The organism is Streptomyces sp. CB02414 (assembly GCF_001905385.1).
GTDB lineage: Bacteria > Actinomycetota > Actinomycetes > Streptomycetales > Streptomycetaceae > Streptomyces.
Window position 1 is genome coordinate 247209 of the sequence record NZ_LIPF01000001.1, and the last position, 16656, is coordinate 263864.

14 protein-coding genes and 1 tRNA gene are annotated in these 16656 nt (G+C 68.8%); 8 read left to right on the forward strand and 7 right to left on the reverse strand.

What is annotated here, in order from left to right:
• Positions 1 to 4 precede the first annotated feature (4 nt).
• On the forward strand, positions 5 to 922 hold the full coding sequence (locus AMK11_RS01150; RefSeq protein WP_073721830.1) for an ABC transporter ATP-binding protein: 918 nt from the start codon (positions 5 to 7) through the stop codon (positions 920 to 922).
• Positions 919 to 1635, forward strand: coding sequence for an ABC transporter ATP-binding protein (locus AMK11_RS01155; protein WP_073721832.1), 717 nt, complete (start codon positions 919 to 921; stop codon positions 1633 to 1635). The genes AMK11_RS01150 and AMK11_RS01155 overlap by 4 nt, the downstream gene beginning before the upstream one ends.
• Before the next feature lie 65 nt (positions 1636 to 1700).
• Here AMK11_RS01155 and AMK11_RS01160 read toward each other — a convergent pair whose 3' ends face one another.
• Positions 1701 to 2357 carry an ANTAR domain-containing response regulator gene (locus AMK11_RS01160; protein ID WP_073721833.1) on the reverse strand — a complete coding sequence of 219 codons (657 nt, stop codon included), beginning with the start codon at positions 2355 to 2357 and terminating at the stop codon, positions 1701 to 1703.
• 98 nt (positions 2358 to 2455) lie between these two features.
• On the opposite strand from AMK11_RS01160, the gene AMK11_RS01165 reads away from it, so the two are divergent.
• Positions 2456 to 2539, forward strand: a tRNA-Leu gene (locus AMK11_RS01165).
• An 86-nt stretch (positions 2540 to 2625) separates the two neighbouring features.
• Positions 2626 to 3405, forward strand: a complete 780-nt coding sequence (locus AMK11_RS01170) for a hypothetical protein (protein ID WP_073721834.1) — start codon at positions 2626 to 2628, stop codon at positions 3403 to 3405.
• A gap of 2 nt (positions 3406 to 3407) precedes the next feature.
• Here the strand turns inward: AMK11_RS01170 and pyk are convergent, their stop codons facing one another.
• The gene (pyk, locus tag AMK11_RS01175) at positions 3408 to 4844 is read right to left on the reverse strand and encodes a pyruvate kinase (RefSeq protein ID WP_073721836.1); all 1437 of its coding nucleotides are present in this window, start codon (positions 4842 to 4844) and stop codon (positions 3408 to 3410) included.
• Between the two features lie 220 nt (positions 4845 to 5064).
• Between pyk and AMK11_RS01180 the strand changes: the two genes are divergently transcribed.
• Positions 5065 to 6879, forward strand: coding sequence for a bifunctional metallophosphatase/5'-nucleotidase (locus AMK11_RS01180; RefSeq protein WP_073721838.1), 1815 nt, complete (start codon positions 5065 to 5067; stop codon positions 6877 to 6879).
• Between the two features lie 28 nt (positions 6880 to 6907).
• Here the strand turns inward: AMK11_RS01180 and AMK11_RS01185 are convergent, their stop codons facing one another.
• The 4 genes from AMK11_RS01185 to AMK11_RS01200 form a co-directional block, all read right to left on the reverse strand.
• A complete protein-coding gene (locus AMK11_RS01185) occupies positions 6908 to 8320 on the reverse strand; it encodes a lysine N(6)-hydroxylase/L-ornithine N(5)-oxygenase family protein (RefSeq protein WP_073721840.1) in 1413 nt (470 codons plus the stop codon).
• Positions 8317 to 9687, reverse strand: coding sequence for a pyridoxal phosphate-dependent decarboxylase family protein (locus AMK11_RS01190; protein ID WP_073721842.1), 1371 nt, complete (start codon positions 9685 to 9687; stop codon positions 8317 to 8319). The genes AMK11_RS01185 and AMK11_RS01190 overlap by 4 nt, the downstream gene beginning before the upstream one ends.
• A gap of 173 nt (positions 9688 to 9860) precedes the next feature.
• Entirely contained in the window at positions 9861 to 12359 is a 2499-nt protein-coding gene (pepN, locus tag AMK11_RS01195; protein WP_073723822.1) for an aminopeptidase N, read from the reverse strand.
• Positions 12360 to 12488: 129 nt separating this feature from the next.
• Entirely contained in the window at positions 12489 to 12827 is a 339-nt protein-coding gene (locus AMK11_RS01200; RefSeq protein ID WP_073721844.1) for a chorismate mutase, read from the reverse strand.
• 113 nt (positions 12828 to 12940) lie between these two features.
• Between AMK11_RS01200 and AMK11_RS01205 the strand changes: the two genes are divergently transcribed.
• Positions 12941 to 13840 (forward strand): hypothetical protein, encoded by a 900-nt coding sequence (locus AMK11_RS01205; RefSeq protein ID WP_073721846.1) that lies wholly within the window; start codon positions 12941 to 12943, stop codon positions 13838 to 13840.
• Positions 13841 to 13870: 30 nt separating this feature from the next.
• Here AMK11_RS01205 and AMK11_RS01210 read toward each other — a convergent pair whose 3' ends face one another.
• Positions 13871 to 14593, reverse strand: coding sequence for a vWA domain-containing protein (locus AMK11_RS01210; RefSeq protein ID WP_073721848.1), 723 nt, complete (start codon positions 14591 to 14593; stop codon positions 13871 to 13873).
• Between the two features lie 153 nt (positions 14594 to 14746).
• Here AMK11_RS01210 and AMK11_RS01215 point away from each other — a divergent pair, with 153 nt between their 5' ends.
• Positions 14747 to 15682, forward strand: a complete 936-nt coding sequence (locus AMK11_RS01215; protein ID WP_073721850.1) for a rhomboid family intramembrane serine protease — start codon at positions 14747 to 14749, stop codon at positions 15680 to 15682.
• A gap of 13 nt (positions 15683 to 15695) precedes the next feature.
• Entirely contained in the window at positions 15696 to 16598 is a 903-nt protein-coding gene (locus AMK11_RS01220; RefSeq protein WP_073721852.1) for a chitosanase, read from the forward strand.
• Positions 16599 to 16656 lie beyond the last annotated feature (58 nt).

A 16656-nucleotide genomic window follows, 5' to 3' on the forward strand; every position in this document is an offset into this window, starting at 1 on the left:
CCACATGACCACCGACACCACCACCAAGGACACCAACCCGGGCACACCCGCCCCCGGCACCACCGTCCTCGACGCACGCGGCGTCACCATGCGCTTCGGCGGCCTCACCGCCGTCAACAACGTCGACCTCACCGTCAACAGCGGCGAAATCGTCGGCCTCATCGGCCCCAACGGCGCCGGCAAAACCACCTTCTTCAACTGCCTCACCGGCCTCTACATCCCCACCGAAGGCGAAGTCCGCTACAAGGGCACCGTCCTGCCCGCCAAATCCTTCAAGGTCACCGCAGCAGGCATCGCCCGCACCTTCCAGAACATCCGCCTCTTCGCCAACATGACGGTCCTCGAAAACGTCCTCGTCGGCCGCCACACCCGCACCAAAGAAGGCTTCTGGTCCGCCGTCCTGCGCGGCCCCGGCTTCCACAAGGCCGAAGCCCACTCCCGCGAACGCGCCACCGAACTCCTCGAGTTCGTCGGCCTCGCCGACAAGGCCGACCACCTCGCCCGCAACCTCCCCTACGGCGAACAACGCAAGCTCGAAATCGCCCGCGCCCTCGCCAGCGAACCCGGCCTCCTGCTCCTCGACGAGCCCACAGCCGGCATGAACCCCCAGGAAACCCGCGCCACCGAAGAACTCGTCTTCGCCATCCGCGACAAGGGCATCGCCGTCCTCGTCATCGAGCACGACATGCGCTTCATCTTCAACCTCTGCGACCGCGTCGCCGTCCTCGTCCAAGGCGAGAAACTCGTCGAAGGCGACAGCGCCACCGTCCAGGGCGACGAACGCGTCATCGCCGCCTACCTCGGCGAACCCCTCGCCAACGACCCCGGCGCCGCCGAAGCAGCCGAAGTCGAAGCCGCCGAGGCCCACGCCCAGGCCGACACCACCACGGACACCGCGGCCGGCAAGGAGAACGACCGATGACCGCACTCCTCGAGGTCGAAGACCTCCGCGTCGCCTACGGCAAGATCGAAGCCGTCAAAGGCATCACCTTCAAGGTCGACGCAGGCGAAGTCGTCACCCTCATCGGCACCAACGGCGCCGGCAAGACCACCACCCTGCGCACCCTCTCCGGCCTCCTCAAGCCGGTCGGCGGACAGATCAAATTCGGCGGCAAGTCCCTCAAGAAGGTCCCCGCCCACCAGATCGTCTCCCTCGGCCTCGCCCACTCCCCCGAGGGCCGGCACATCTTCCCCCGCATGACCATCGAGGACAACCTCCGCCTCGGCGCCTTCCTCCGCAACGACAAACCAGGCATCGAAAAAGACATCCAGCGCGCCTACGACCTCTTCCCCATCCTCGGCGAACGCCGCAAACAAGCCGCCGGCACCCTCTCCGGCGGCGAACAGCAAATGCTCGCCATGGGCCGCGCCCTCATGTCCCAGCCGAAGCTCCTCATGCTCGACGAACCCTCCATGGGCCTCTCACCGATCATGATGCAGAAGATCATGCAGACCATCGCCGAACTGAAATCCCAGGGCACCACCATCCTGCTCGTCGAACAGAACGCCCAGGCCGCGCTCTCCCTGGCCGACCAGGGCCACGTCATGGAAGTCGGCAACATCGTCCTCTCCGGCAGCGGACAAGACCTCCTCCATGACGAATCCGTCCGCAAGGCCTACCTCGGCGAAGACTGAACCCACCCGGACACGGCAGAGGCCCGCGCCCCCACACCGGGGACGCGGGCCTCAACCGTACGCACTCAGCCCTTCGACGCCTTCTTCTCCTCAGCGTCCTGAATGACCGCCTCAGCAACCTGCTGCATCGACATCCGCCGATCCATCGACGTCTTCTGAATCCACCGGAACGCCGCCGGCTCCGTCAGCCCGTACTCCGTCTGCAACACCGACTTCGCCCGGTCCACCAGCTTCCGAGTCTCCAACCGCAGACTGAGGTCGGCGACCTCCTTCTCCAGCGCCTTCAACTCCGTGAACCGCGAGACGGCCATCTCGATCGCCGGAACGACATCACTCTTGCTGAACGGCTTCACCAAGTACGCCATCGCACCGGCGTCCCGCGCCCGCTCCACCAGGTCACGCTGCGAGAACGCCGTCAGCATCAGCACCGGCGCGATGCTCTCCTCGGCGATCTTCTCCGCCGCGGAGATGCCGTCCAGCTTCGGCATCTTCACGTCCAGGATCACGAGGTCGGGCTTGTGCTCACGGGCCAGCTCCACGGCCTCCTCACCGTCACCGGCCTCGCCTACGACGGAGTAGCCCTCCTCCTCCAGCATCTCTTTGAGATCCAGTCGGATGAGCGCCTCGTCCTCGGCGATGACGACACGGGTCGTCAGCGGAGGCACGTGCGACTTGTCGTCGTCGTTCACGTCGGCGGGCTGGGGCGACTCGGGGGCGGTCACGTGGGCGCTCCTTGTTCCGGGGCAGGCGGTACTGCTTCCAAGAGCCTACCTAGCTGCGGCTGACGAGGGTGAACCGGTACACTCCTGATGGCTGACCAGCCGGGTTGGCGGAACTGGCATACGCGGATGTCTCAAACACATCTGTTCGAAAGGACATACGGGTTCGAGTCCCGTACCCGGCACAGACATCAAAAAGCGGAAGGTCACGTTCGCGTGATCTTCCGCTTTTTGATACCCCGAGTGACTGCAGTTAACTCAGTGTGTCCCCATGGAACAGCACAGTCCTTCGATCCGCGCACACGCTGTCGCGCTCATGAACCAGGGAATCCCCAACCACGTTGTTGCCGCACGGCTCAAGATCCCACGGGGCACCGTGAGCTGGTGGCGCAGCGAGGACCGCAGAGCGCGCGGCGAGGCGTATAGGCAACCAACCGATTGCCCTCGGTGCACAGGTCGCCAGTTCGACGAGGTTGCGTACGCCTACCTACTGGGCCTGTACCTGGGCGACGGTCACATCGTCTCGAAGCCCAGCCAGCATCACCTGTCGATCTTCTGCGACGCTACACAGACCGGTCTGATCGAAGCAGCGGCAGACGCCATGCGCAAGGTCATGCCACTACCCAGCGTTCGTCCACGCCGGAAACCTGGGTGCGTGGAGGTCAAGTCGTACACGAAGCATTGGTGCTGCATGTTCCCTCAGCACGGCCCCGGAAAGAAGCACGAGCGCACGATCGCCCTTGAGGCGTGGCAACAGATCATCGTTGACGCGCACCCTTGGGAGTTCATCCGGGGCCTCATCCACTCTGACGGCTGCCGTATTACCAACTGGACTACGAAGACCGTCGGCGGCGTTCTCAAGCGCTACGAGTACACGCGCTACTTCTTCAGCAATAAGTCGGACGACATCCGCGGGCTGTTCACCAGCGCCCTAGCCACGGTCGGCGTCGAGTGGACCACCCTCGCCCGAGGCAGCGACCCCTTCAACATCTCCGTAGCCCGCAAAGCCTCCGTAGCCCTCATGGACGCCCACGTCGGCCCCAAGTACTGAACCTACTTGGGACTGTCGTCCTCGCCGATGTGGTGCACCCGCACCAGATTGGTCGTGCCCGACACCCCCGGCGGTGAGCCGGCCGTGATGACCACGACGTCGCCCTTCTCGCAGCGCCCGTAGCGCAGGAGCAGCTCGTCCACCTGGTCGACCATCGCGTCCGTGGAGTCGGCGTGAGGGCCGAGGAAGGTTTCCACGCCCCAGGTCAGGCTGAGCTGGGAGCGGGTCGCCGGTTCGGGGGTGAAGGCGAGGAGGGGGATGGGTGAGCGGTAGCGGGAGAGGCGGCGGACGGTGTCGCCGGACTGGGTGAAGGCGACGAGGAACTTGGCGTCGAGGAAGTCGCCGATCTCAGCGGCCGCGCGGGCGACGGCGCCGCCCTGGGTGCGGGGCTTGTTGCGTTCGGTGAGGGGTGGCAGGCCCTTGGCGAGGATGTCCTCCTCGGCCGCTGCGACGATCTTGGCCATGGTGCGGACCGTGTCGACAGCGTGCTTGCCGACGCTGGTCTCGCCGGAGAGCATCACCGCGTCGGTGCCGTCGATGACGGCGTTGGCGACGTCGGAGGCTTCGGCGCGGGTGGGGCGGGCGTTGTCGATCATGGAGTCGAGCATTTGGGTGGCGACGATGACGGGCTTGGCGTTGCGCTTGGCCAGTTTGATGGCGCGCTTTTGGACGATGGGGACCTGTTCGAGGGGCATTTCGACGCCGAGGTCGCCGCGGGCGACCATGATGCCGTCGAAGGCGGCGACGATGTCGTCGATGTTCTCGACGGCCTGGGGTTTTTCGACCTTGGCGATGACGGGGAGGCGGCGGCCTTCTTCGTCCATGATGCGGTGGACGTCGAGGACGTCGCGTCCGCTGCGGACGAAGGACAGGGCGATGACGTCGAAGCCGGCCCGGAGGGCCCAGCGGAGGTCGTCCTCGTCCTTTTTGGAGAGGGCTGGGACGGAGACGGCGACGCCGGGGAGGTTGAGGCCCTTGTGGTCGGAGACCATGCCCCCTTCGATCACCTTGGTGTGGACGCGGGGGCCGTCGATGTCGGTGACCTCGAGGCAGACCTTGCCGTCGTCGACGAGTACGCGCTCACCCGGCGTGACGTCGGCGGCGAGGCCGGCGTAGGTGGTGCCGCAGGTGTGGCGGTCGCCCTCCACGCCCTCCTCGACGGTGATGGTGAAGGTGTCGCCGCGTTCAAGGAGTACGGGTCCTTCGGTGAAGTGGCCGAGTCTGATCTTCGGGCCCTGAAGGTCGGCGAGGGCGCCGACGCTGCGGCCGGTTTCGTCGGCCGCTTTTCGGACACGCCGATAGCGCTCTTCGTGTTCGGCGTGGGTGCCGTGGCTGAAATTGAAGCGGGCGATGTCCATTCCGGCGTCGACCAGGGCTTTGATCTGGTCGTACGAGTCGGTGGCGGGCCCCAGGGTACAAACGATCTTTGCTCGGCGCATGTGTCGAGCCTATGACTTACTGCCGGGTAGCGAATTGGCCACGCATGACCACTCAACAACCGTTGAGTAAAGGGTTATTGACAAGTGTTGAATTGTGCGGCCGTCCGCTCCGATGAGCACGTGACCTGGCCTCCACCCCCTTGACAGGGGGCATGTTCAGGACAGAATCTACGCGCGTTGCCGACTCGTGCACGGGTCACTGAACCGAGGAGAGCCAGCCATGCCGTTGAACCGCCGGAAGTTCCTGAGCAGGTCCGCAGTGACGGGGGCGGGTGTCGCGCTGGCCGGTGCGGCGGCGGCTCCGGCGGCCGAGGCGGCCCCGGTCGACAAGGGTCACAAGGGCCGTCGGAAGCCGAAGCGCTACGCCCTGACGATCCTCGGCACCACCGACCTGCACGGGCACGTCTTCAACTGGGACTACTTCAAGGACGCCGAGTACGCCGACTCGGCGGGCAACGCGCAGGGCCTGGCGCGTGTCTCGACGCTGGTGAACCAGGTCCGGGAGGAGAAGGGCCGCGGCAACACGCTGCTGCTGGACGCGGGTGACACCATCCAGGGCACCCCGCTGACGTACTACTACGCCAAGGTCGATCCGATCACCGCGAAGGGTGGTCCGGTGCATCCGATGGCGCAGGCGATGAACGCGATCGGGTACGACGCGGTGGCGCTCGGGAATCACGAGTTCAACTACGGCATCGAGACGCTGCGCAAGTTCGAGGAGCAGTGCGATTTCCCGCTGCTGGGTGCGAACGCGGTGGACGCGAAGACGCTGCGGCCGGCTTTTCCGCCGTACTTCATGAAGACGTTCCGGGTGAAGGGGGCGCCGCCGGTGAAGGTGGCGGTGCTGGGGTTGACGAATCCGGGTATCGCGATCTGGGACAAGGCGTACGTGCAGGGGAAGCTGGCGTTCCCGGGTCTTGAGGAGCAGGCGGCCAAGTGGGTGCCGAAGCTGCGTTCGATGGGTGCGGACGTGGTGGTGGTGTCGGCGCACTCGGGGTCGTCGGGTACGTCGTCGTACGGTGATCAGCTTCCGTATGTGGAGAACGCGGCGGCGAATGTGGCGCGGCTGGTGCCGGGGATCGACGCGATCCTCGTCGGGCACGCGCACCAGGAGATCGCGGAGCTGAAGGTCGTCAACGAGGAGACCGGGAAGACGGTGGTGCTGTCGGAGCCACTGTGTTACGCCGAGCGGCTGACTCTGTTCGATGTCGAGTTGTTCTTCGAGCGGGGCCGGTGGCAGGTGGAGTCGGTGCGGGCGTCGCTGCGGGATTCGGCCACGGTCGAGGACGATCCCGCGATCACGAGACTGCTGACGGACGAGCACGAGAAGGTCGTGGCGTACGTCAATCAGGTGGTCGGTACGGCGACGGAGACGTTGACGACGGTGGAGGCGCGGTACAAGGACGCGCCGATCATCGATCTGATCACCAAGGTGCAGGAGGACGTGGTCAGGGAGGCGCTGGCGGGTACGGAGTTTGCGTCGCTGCCGGTTCTCGCGCAGGCGTCGCCGTTCTCGCGGACTTCGGAGATTCCGGCGGGTGAGGTGACGATCCGGGATCTGTCGAGTCTGTACGTGTACGACAACACGCTGGTGGCGAAGTTGATGACGGGTGCGCAGTTGCGGGCGTACCTGGAGTATTCGGCGGAGTACTACGTGCGGACGGCGGCGGGGGCGCCGGTGGACGTGGCGAAGCTGACGAATGCGAACGGTCGTCCGGACTACAACTACGACTATGTGTCGGGGCTGACGTACGAGATCGATGTCGCGCAGGCGCCCGGTTCGCGGATCAGGAATCTGGCGTACGGGGGTGTGCCGTTGGTGGACGGCGCGGAGTTCGTGCTGGCGGTGAACAACTACCGGGCCAACGGTGGTGGTGCGTTTCCGCATGTGGCGTCGGCCCGGGAGTTGTGGTCGGAGTCGACGGAGATCCGTACGCGGATCGCCGAGTGGGTGACGGCGAAGGGTGTGCTGGATCCGGCGGACTTCGCGTCGGTGGACTGGCGGTTGACGCGGGAGGGTGTGCCGGTGTTCTGAGTTCGGTGTTTCTGGGGGTGGTGCGGCCTCAGATTCCTTCCACCAGCGGGGTGAGTGTCCGGTGGTCGCGTGCGGAGGGGATCTGGGGCTGTGCGTTTTCCAGGCCGAAGGTGGTGAAGGCGGTGCGGGTGGGGAGGGGGTAGGGGTTTCGGCCGGTGAGGTCGTTGAGGATGGTGGCGCTGCGCCAGGCGGCGAGGCCGAGGTCGGGTGTGCCGACGCCGTGGGTGTGGGTTTCGGCGTTCTGGCAGTAGACGTGGCCGGTGACGGAGGGGTCGAGGCGGAGTCGGAAGCGTTCGTCGATGCGGGGGCGTTCGTGGCTGTCGCGGCGCATGTAGGGGTCGAGTCCGGCGAGGATGCGGCTGAGGGGGCGTTCGCGGTAGCCGGTGGCGAGGACGACGGCGTCGGTGGTGAGGCGGGTGCGGGTTTTCTGCTGGTCGTGTTCGAGGTGGAGTTCGATTTTGGTGGTGGCGATGCGTCCGGCGGTGCGGACGTGGACGCCGGGGGTGAGGACGGTGTCGGGCCAGCCGCCGTCGAGGGTGCGGCGGTAGAGCTCGTCGTGGATGGCGGCGGTGGTGTCGGCGTCGATGCCTTTGTGGAGTTGCCATTGGGAGGCGATGAGGCGGTCGCGGACGGGTTCGGTGAGGGCGTGGAAGTAGCGGGTGTAGTCGGGGGTGAAGTGTTCGAGGCCGAGTTTGGAGTACTCCATGGGGGCGAGGGCTTCGGTGCGGCCCAGCCAGTGGAGTTGTTCGCGGCCGGCGGGGCGGTGGCGTAGGAGGTCGAGGAAGATTTCGGCGCCTGACTGGCCGGTGCCGATGACGGTGACGTGTCCGGCGGTGAGGAGGGTGTCGCGGTGCTGTAGGTAGTCGGCGGCGTGGAGGACGGGGACGCCGGGGGTGTCGACGAGGGGTCTGAGGGGGTCGGGGACGTGGGGTTCGGTGCCGATGCCGAGGACGACGTTGCGGGTGTGGGTGCGGCCGAGGGCTTCGGCTTCGCCGTCGGTGCCGAGTTGGGTGTAGTCGACTTCGAAGAGGTGTCGTTCGGGGTTCCAGCGGACGGCGTCGACCTGGTGGTGGAAGTGGAGGGTGGGGAGGTTGTCGGCGACCCAGCGGCAGTAGGCGTCGTATTCGGCGCGCTGGATGTGGAAGCGCTCGGCGAAGTAGAAGGGGAAGAGGCGTTCGCGGGTTTTGAGGTGGTTGAGGAAGGTCCAGGGGCTGGCGGGGTCGGCGAGGGTGACGAGGTCGGCGAGGAAGGGGACTTGGATGCGGGCGCCGTCGATGAGGAGGCCGGGGTGCCAGTGGAAGGTGGGGCGCTGGTCGTAGAAGGCGGTGTCGAGTTCGGTGAGGGGGTCGGCGAGGGCGGCGAGGGAGAGGTTGAAGGGGCCGATGCCGATGCCGACGAGGTCGCGGGGGGTTTCGGGGGTGTGGTGGGTGGGGGTGGTCATCGCTCGGTGGGTCCTTCCAGGGCGTTTTCGACGTGGGTGAGGAGGGTGGTGAGGTCGTCGGGCCGGGTGTGGGGGTTGAGGAGGGTGGCTTTGAGCCAGAGGCGGCCGTCGGTGCGGGCGCGGCCGAGGACGGCGGTGCCGGTGGTGAGGAGGGTGCGGCGGGCGGCGGCGACGGTGGTGTCGGTGGCGTGGGCGGGCCGGAACAGGACGGTGCTGATGGTGGGTGGGGCGTGCAGTTCGAACCGGGGGTGGGTGTCGACGAGGGTGGCGAAGTCCTGGGCGAGGGCGCAGACCTGGTCGATGAGCGCGCCGAGTCCGCTGCGGCCGAGGGTGCGCAGGGTGACGGCGATTTTGAGGATGTCGGGGCGGCGGCTGGTGCGGGTTGAGCGGCTGAGGAGGTCGGGGAGGCCTGCGTCGGTGTCGTCGTCGGCGTTGAGGTAGTCGGCGTGGTGGTGGAGGGCGGTGAGGTCGTCGGGGTTCTTGATGGTGAGGAGGCCGGCGGCGATGGGTTGCCAGCCGAGTTTGTGGAGGTCGAGGGCGGTGGTGTCGGCGGCTTCGAGTCCGGTGAGTTTGGTGCGGTGCCGTTCGCTGAAGAGGAGTGCTCCGCCGTAGGCGGCGTCGATGTGGAGGCGGGCGTGGTGGGCGGTGCAGCGGGCGGCGATGTCGGGGAGTGGGTCGATGAGGCCGGTGTCGGTGGTGCCGGCGGTGGCGACGACGAGGTGGGGTCCGGGGATGTGGGTGAGGGCTTCGTCGAGGGCGGCGGGGTCGAGGGTGCCGTTCGGGGCGGGGACGGTGACGGGGTCGGGGAGGCCGAGGAGCCAGGCGGCGCGGGGTACGGAGTGGTGGGCGTTGGCGCCGTGGACGAGGCGTAGGCCGGCGCCGTGTCGCTCGCGGGCGAGGAGGGCGGCGAGCTGGTTGGACTCGGTGCCGCCGGTGGTGACCAGGGCGTCGGTGGCGCCGGTTTCGTGGGCGAGGGCGCGGGTGACGAGGGCTTCGAGGGCGGTGGCGGCGGGGGCCTGGTCCCAGGAGTCGAGGGAGGGGTTGAGGGCGCTGGCGGCGAGGTCGGCGGCGGTGGCGACGGCGAGGGGTGGGCCGTGGAGGTGGGCGGCGCAGTGGGGGTGGGCGGGGTCTGCGGTGCCTTCGGCGAGTGCGGTGACGAGGGTGTGGAGGGCGTGGGGGTCGCCGTGGTCGGGGAGGATGTGACCGGCTGCGGCGGTGATGCGGGCGGTGACGGTGTCGGGGCCGCCGGTGGGCAGGGGGCCGCGGCGTGCGGCGGTGCCGGTGCGCAGGGCGTCGAGCACGGTGTCGAGCAGGGGCCGCAGGGTGTCGGGGCCGTGCGGGCCCGAGGCGAGGGGCGGCTGGCCCATGGGCTGTCCTCCGGGCGCGGGGACTGGGGGTTACAGCTTGGACGTGGTGGCGTCCGTGCGCCCGGACAGCTCAACGATCACAACCCGAAAGGGGTATTCGTGGGGCCGGTTCCCGTGTCGCGGGGTGGGGAACCGGCCGTGTCCGTCGTCAGTCGGCCGTCAGTCAGCGGTCGTCAGTCGGCGGCCGATTCCCGTACGCGCAGTGCGCGGGCGAGGTCGTCGAGCTGGTCGGTGAGTTTGCGGCGCAGGGCGGGGATGGGGTCGGCGTCGTCGAGGCATTCCTGGCCGAGGCGCAGGGTGTCGGGGTCGATGGCGTGGGCGGGGAAGGCCCAGCGGCCGGCGGCGTCGGCGATGGCGGGGCCGCGGCGGGCGGCGACGGCGACTGCTTCGGCGTAGTAGCGGGGGACGTAGTCGTGTACGAGGTCGGTCTGTTCGGGTTGCCAGAAGCCTTGGGCGGTGGCGGTGAACAGGTAGTTGGAGAGGTCGTCGGTGGCGAACATCGCTTCCCAGGCGCGCTGTTTGGCTTCGGGGTCGGGGAGGGCGGCGCGGCAGCGGGCGGCGCCTTCCTGGCCGGTGGCGCTGGGGTCGGTGGCGAGTTCGGCGGCGATGGCGGTTTCGTCGGTGGCGCCGAGGACGGCGAGGCGGGTGAGGATGCGCCAGCGCAGTTCGGGGTCGAGTTCGGGGCCGCCGGGGACGGTGCCGTCGGCGAGCCAGGCGGCGATGGTGTCGGGGTGGGCGGCGGTGGCGATGCGGTGGCGTACGGCGATGAGGCGCAGGCCGGGGTGGTCGCCGTCCTCGGTGCGGCGGATGAGGTCGCGGCAGAGGTCGGTGAGGGTGGTGAGGGCGGCGGGCCGCTGTTGGGGGGTGACGTAGCGGTCGGCGACCTGGGTGCCGGCGAAGGTGAGGACGCCGTCGACGAGGGCGAGGTCGGTTTCGTGGGGGAGGTGGGTGCGGGCGATGTCGAGGTAGTCGGTGGGGGCGAGTTCGCCGTCGCGTACGGCGTCGCGCAGGGCGTTCCAGACGACGGCGCGGGTGAGGGGGTCGGGGAGGCCGGAGAGTCCGGTGCGCAGGGTGTGGAAGGAGTCGGTGTCGAAGCGGATCTTGGCGTAGGTGAGGTCGCCGTCGTTGAGGACGGTGAGGGCGGGGCGTTTGCCGATGGGCAGGGGTTGGTTCTGCGGGATGTCGATGTCGAGGCGGCGGCGGAGGGTGAGGCGGCCTTCGTCGGTGAGGTCGCGGTCGTAGAGGCCGGCGGCGATGCGGTGGGGGCGGCTGCCGGTGTGGTCGACGGTGAGGGCGCGGTCGCCGTTGTCGCCGGTGATGCGGGGGGTGAGGGTGTCGACGCCGGTGGTGCGCAGCCAGGCGTCGGCCCAGGCGTGGACGTCGCGGTCGGTGGCGGCGGCGAGGGAGTCGATGAAGTCGGCGAGGGTGGCGTTGGCGAACTTGTGGCGTTCGAAGTGGGTGTTGATGCCGGCGAGGAAGTCTTTCTCGCCGAGCCAGGTGACGAGTTGGCGCAGGGCGGAGGCGCCCTTGGCGTAGGAGATGCCGTCGAAGTTGAGGAGGGCGGAGGCGGTGTCGGGGACGTTTTCGGGGGCGACGGGGTGGGTGGAGGGGCGCTGGTCGGCGTCGTAGCCCCAGGGTTTGCGGGTGACGCCGAAGTCGGTCCAGGTGTGGGTGAAGCGGGTGGCTTCGGCGGTGGTCTGGTAGCCCATGTATTCGGCGAAGGACTCGTTGAGCCAGATGTCGTCCCACCACTTGAGGGTGACGAGGTCGCCGAACCACATGTGGGCCATTTCGTGGGCGATGACCATGGCGCGGGTCTGGCGCTGGGTGTCGGTGACGGCGGAGCGGAAGACGAATTCGTCGCGGAAGGTGACGAGGCCGGGGTTCTCCATGGCGCCGGCGTTGAATTCGGGGACGAACGCCTGGTCGTAGGAGTCGAAGGGGTAGGGCTCGGTGAACTTTTCGTGGTAGCGGTCGTAGCAGCTGCGGGTGATGTCGAGGAGTTCGTCGGCGTCGGCGTCGAGGTGGGGGGCGAGGGAGCGGCGGCAGTGGATGCCGAAGGGCAGGCCGCGGTGTTCGGTGCGTACGGAGTGCCAGGGGCCGGCGGCGACGGCGACGAGGTAGGTGGAGATGCGGGGGGTGGTGGCAGCTTTCCAGTGGCCGTCGCCGGTGTGTTCGGTGGTGCCGTTGGCGAGGACGGTCCAGCCTACGGGGGCGGTGACGGTGAGGTCGAAGGCGGCTTTGAGGTCGGGCTGGTCGAAGGCGGCGAAGACGCGCTGGACGTCGTCGAGGAAGAGCTGGGTGTAGACGTAGGTCTCGCCGTCGGCGGGGTCGGTGAAGCGGTGCATGCCTTCGCCGGTGCGGGAGTAGCGCATGGCGGCGTCGACGCGCAGTTCGTGCTCGCCGGGGGTGAGGTCCTTGAGGGCGAGCCGGTTGTCGTCGAGGGCGGCGGGGTCGAGGGGGTGTCCGTCCAGGGTGACGGTGCGCAGCTCGGCGGGCTTGACCTCGACGAAGGTGTCCGTGGTGGGGGTCGCGTCGCGCACGGTGAAGCGGATGACGGTGCGGGAGTCGAAGGTGTCGTCGCCACGGGTCAGATCGAGGTCGATCGTGTAGTGGTGGACGTCGAGGAGGCTGGCACGGGTCTGCGCTTCGTCGCGCGTGAGTACGGACATGGACGCCATGCTGCCTGATGGTGTGGGCAGGGCACAGGGGCGGTTCGGTACGCGGGGTATGTCCGGTCCGTTGTGGGGGTGCCGCGCTCCCCGGCGTGCGCCCCCGAGGGGGCGCCGGGGTCGGGGTGGTCAGGCGGGGGTGTTGCCGTTGTGTTCGGCGATGCGCTCGTGGTGGTGGATGACCTCGGCGATGATGAAGTTGAGGAACTTCTCGGCGAACGCCGGGTCCAGTTTGGCGCTCTCGGCGAGGGCGCGCAGGCGGGCGATCTGCTTGGCCTCGCGGGCCGGGTCGGCGGGTGGCAGCTGGTGGCGGGCTTTGAGGTGGCCGACCTGCTGGGTGCACTTGAAGCGCTCGGCGAGCATGTGGACGACGGCCGCGTCGATGTTGTCGATGCTGTCCCGCAGCCGGGCCAGTTCCTCGCGGACGGCGGGGTCGACGGCACCGGTACCGGTGTTGCTGGTGGTCATGGGGGCTCAGCCTACGGGCGGACGCCGGGCTGTCGCAGGCCGTCTCAGGCGCCGAGAACCGGGGTGCTGCTCGTACAGTGGTGTGGAGGGTTCAGGCGTCTTGGGGGTCGGGCGTGGCGAACGGTGGACCGGTCGAGCACGGTTTTCCGCATCTGGAGACGGTGCGGGCCGCCGTCACCGCGCTGTACCGGCGGCTGTCGTACGACACCGTCCGGACGTTCTCGGCGAGCGTGCCGCCGGCCGATGTGGCGTTCTGCGACACGGATGATCTGTATCTGGGTACGCAGCGGGTGGCTCATGAGCTGGTGCGGCACTACCGTCTCCCGGACGCCCGGATGATCGTCTCCTTCCGGGAGATGACGCATGCGGCGCATGTCGAGCTGACGGCGGGGCCTGAGTACTTCATCGAGCTGAACGCCCGTTTCCGCACTCATCGCCGGGACATCGGGGCGGCGCTGGCGCACGAGGTGATGCACGTGTACCTGCACCGTCTGGACCTGTCCTTCCCGGGGACGCGGGACAACGAGATCCTCACGGACACGGCGACGACGTATCTGGGTGCCGGGTGGCTGCTGCTGGACGCGTACCGGGAGGACGGGGCGTCGTCGCAGAAGCTGGGGTATCTGACGCCGGAGGAGTTCGGGTACGTGCTGGCCAAGCGGGCGCTGGTGTTCGGTGAGGATCCGTCGGTGTGGTTCACCAGTGCGCAGGCGTACTCGGCGTACGTCAAGGGCATGGCGCGGGCGCGTCGGGACGAGCGGCAGCCGCCGCTGACGGCGGCCGGCTGGGCGGGCCGCCGCCGGTATGCGCGGGATCGCCGGCACGCGCAGGATCCGCACGCCTCGTCCGTTCCGCCGGGGGACGGCCCGTACGCGTTCACTTCGCAGGGGCGCGGGGCGCTGCGGGTGTCGTTCCCGTGTCCGACCTGTCACCAGCGGATCAGGGTGCCGGTGCGGGGGCGGGTGCGGGCGCGGTGCGGGTTGTGCCGGACGGTGCTGGAGTGCGATACGTGACCCGGGCGCCGGGGCGTTCCCGGGCGGCTCCTATGTCCGTACGATGCCCTGCGCCCGTGCGGCCAGCAGCCACTGGGGGAACTCGCCCACCAGGTGGTCGTACAGTTCGGTGTCGGTGAGCTTCTGGGGGTCGTGGCCGGCGTGGAAGAAGCCGGCGTTGTCGACGATCCGCTTGGTCGGCACCGCCAGTTCGTCGAGTTTGCGCAGGTACTCGAACTGGCGGCTGCCCGGGTCGCCGAAGCCGACGAACTGCCAGAACAGCGGGAGCGGTGCCGCCTTGCACAGGTACCGTTCGGCGGCGAGCCGGTTGACGGGGCCGCCGTCGGTCTGGAAGACGACGAGGGCGGGGTGGTGGGCGCCGCTGTCGAGGTAGTGGTCGATGACGGCGTCCATGGCCAGGTGGTAGCTGGTCTTGCCCATGTGTCCGAGGCCGGCGACGATCCGCTCGATCCGTCCGTGGTGGTCGGCGAGGGCGATCTCGGTGACGGCGTCGACGTCGGTGGAGAAGAACACCACGGGTACGGTGCCGTCGTCGTCGAGGTGGGCGGACAGTCCGAGCACGCGGTCGGCGAGGGCCTGGACGCTGCCGTCCTTGTAGTAGGGCTTCATGGAGCCGGAGTAGTCGACGACGAGGTAGACGGCGGCCCGGGTTCCGTCGAGGCCGTGTTTGGTCAGGGACACTCCGGCGCTCTTGTACAGGTCGACCAGTGCGGGCGCTGTCTCCCGCACCTTGGTGAGACTGATCGCGGCCATGTGGTTTCCCCCGTCGTCCCCGGACTCTTGGCGTGTGGCTGCCGAGGTTACGGCACGGCGCACCCCGCCTCTCAGCTTGTCCACAGGCGTTCGCTATTTTGTTCGCCGCCGTCCCCACCGGCTCACCGTCCGTCCCGCCCCGAGGAGCCGGCCGTGGATTCCGAGTCCACCGTCACGACCTGTTACCGCCATCCCGCGGTGGAGTGTCATGTCCGCTGCACCCGTTGCGAGCGGTTCATCTGTCCCGACTGCATGCGCGAGGCACCCGTCGGTCACCAGTGCCCCGAGTGTGTGAAGGAGGGGGCGCGGTCGGTCCGGCAGGCCCGGACCATCGCGGGCGGCCGGGTCTCGGCGACGCCCGTGGTGACGTACGTGCTGTTCGCGCTGAACGTGCTGGTGTACCTGGCGGAGGTGGTGCGGCCGGAGATCGTGGACCGGTTCTCGATGGTCGGTGCGCGGCTGGTCGGCCCGGAGGGTGGTCACCTGACCGCCGACGGGGCGTACTTCGTCTTCGGGACGCTCCGGACGGAGGGTGTGGCCGGTGGTGAGTGGGAGAGGATGCTCACCAGCGCCTTCCTCCACGTGTCGCCGTTCGAGGGCGCGTTCGGGATCCTGCACATCACCATGAACATGGTGGCGCTGTGGCAGTTGGGGCGGGTGGTGGAGCTGATGCTCGGCCGGCTCCGCTTCGTGGTCCTGTACGTGTTGTCGGCGCTGGGCGGTTCCGTCCTGCAGCTGGTCCTGGCCGATCCCGGGCAGTCCTCGGTCGGGGCGTCGGGCGCGGTGTTCGGCGTGGGGGCCGCGTACTACGTTCTGCACCGCCGGCTGGGCGCGGACATGGCGGCGGTCAACCGTTTCATGGTGCTCCTGCTGCTGTGGCTGGTGGTCTCGGCCGGGTTCACCTCCTGGCAGGGGCACCTGGGCGGTCTGCTGGCGGGCGGCGCGGTGGCTATGGCCTTCCCCTACGCGCCCCGGGACGGACGCCGGGCCTTCGTGCAGACGGGGGCGTGCGTGGCGCTGCTGGCGCTGCTGGCGGTCGCGGCGGTGAGCAGGGTGACGGAACTGACAGGCCAAGGCATTCCCCTATGAGAGGTATTCCCCGATGAAACGTGCCGGTGTGCTGCTCCTCGCGGCCGTTCCCGTGATCGCCACGGGGGTGTACTTCGTGATGCCGACGGACTCGGCCGACGCCCCGGTGACGCCTCCGGTCGCCTCCGCCCAGTCGTCCCGGCAGGACGCCAAGAGCCGGGCGGAGCAGGAGCGGGAGGCGGACGACGCGCTGATCGCCGGCCTGCCGCCGGGGCTGGCCGACCCCGCGAAGAAGGAGCTGGCCCAGCAGCTGGTGTCCAGTGCCGAGAACTCGACGACGAAGTGGCGCACCTCGTACGGGACGATCGAGGACCTGGGCGACGGGTGCGGTTACACGGCGGGCATCATCGGTTTCTGCACCGGCACGCACGACCTGCTGACGCTGGTGGAGCGCTACACGAAGGCGCACCCGGGCAACGGACTGGCGGCGTACCTGCCCGCCCTGCGCGAGGTGGACGGGACCGACTCCCACGAGGGTCTGGACCCGGGCTTCCCGGACGCCTGGCGGGCGGAGGCCGGGAAGCCGGAGTTCCGGAAGGCGCAGGAGGAGGAGCGCGACCGGGTCTACTTCGAGCCGGCGGTGCGCCTCGCCAAGCTGGACGGTCTCGGCACGCTCGGCCAGTTCGTGTACTTCGACGCGATGGTCTTCCACGGTCCCGACACGGACGCCGAGGGGTTCTACGGGTTGCGCGAGCGGGCCATGGAGAAGGCGAAGACGCCGGCCCGGGCCGGTTCCGAGAAGGCGTACCTCAAGGCGTTCCTGGACGTCCGCCGCGAGGCCATGCTGGCCAGGCGTCCGGGCAGCGACACGTCCCGCGTCGACACCGCGCAGCGCCGGTGGCTGCGGGAGGGGAACCTGGACCTGGACGTGCCGCTGGTGTGGGAGATGTACGGGGACACGTACCGGCTGCCGTAGGCGTCGGCGGGCGCATGCGACGGCGCCTGCCCCTTTGTCCGGTCGGGGACAGGGCAGG

What these genes read in the sequence shown, in the direction of transcription:
- AMK11_RS01150 (WP_073721830.1), top strand. Translation starts at nt 5, where the DNA reads ATGACCACCGACACCACCACCAAGGACACCAACCCGGGCACACCCGCC.
- AMK11_RS01155 (WP_073721832.1), top strand. Translation starts at nt 919, where the DNA reads ATGACCGCACTCCTCGAGGTCGAAGACCTCCGCGTCGCCTACGGCAAG.
- AMK11_RS01170 (WP_073721834.1), top strand. Translation starts at nt 2,626, where the DNA reads ATGGAACAGCACAGTCCTTCGATCCGCGCACACGCTGTCGCGCTCATG.
- pyk (WP_073721836.1), bottom strand. Translation starts at nt 4,844, where the DNA reads ATGCGCCGAGCAAAGATCGTTTGTACCCTGGGGCCCGCCACCGACTCG.
- AMK11_RS01180 (WP_073721838.1), top strand. Translation starts at nt 5,065, where the DNA reads ATGCCGTTGAACCGCCGGAAGTTCCTGAGCAGGTCCGCAGTGACGGGG.
- AMK11_RS01185 (WP_073721840.1), bottom strand. Translation starts at nt 8,320, where the DNA reads ATGACCACCCCCACCCACCACACCCCCGAAACCCCCCGCGACCTCGTC.
- AMK11_RS01190 (WP_073721842.1), bottom strand. Translation starts at nt 9,687, where the DNA reads ATGGGCCAGCCGCCCCTCGCCTCGGGCCCGCACGGCCCCGACACCCTG.
- pepN (WP_073723822.1), bottom strand. Translation starts at nt 12,359, where the DNA reads ATGTCCGTACTCACGCGCGACGAAGCGCAGACCCGTGCCAGCCTCCTC.
- AMK11_RS01200 (WP_073721844.1), bottom strand. Translation starts at nt 12,827, where the DNA reads ATGACCACCAGCAACACCGGTACCGGTGCCGTCGACCCCGCCGTCCGC.
- AMK11_RS01210 (WP_073721848.1), bottom strand. Translation starts at nt 14,593, where the DNA reads ATGGCCGCGATCAGTCTCACCAAGGTGCGGGAGACAGCGCCCGCACTG.
- AMK11_RS01220 (WP_073721852.1), top strand. Translation starts at nt 15,696, where the DNA reads ATGAAACGTGCCGGTGTGCTGCTCCTCGCGGCCGTTCCCGTGATCGCC.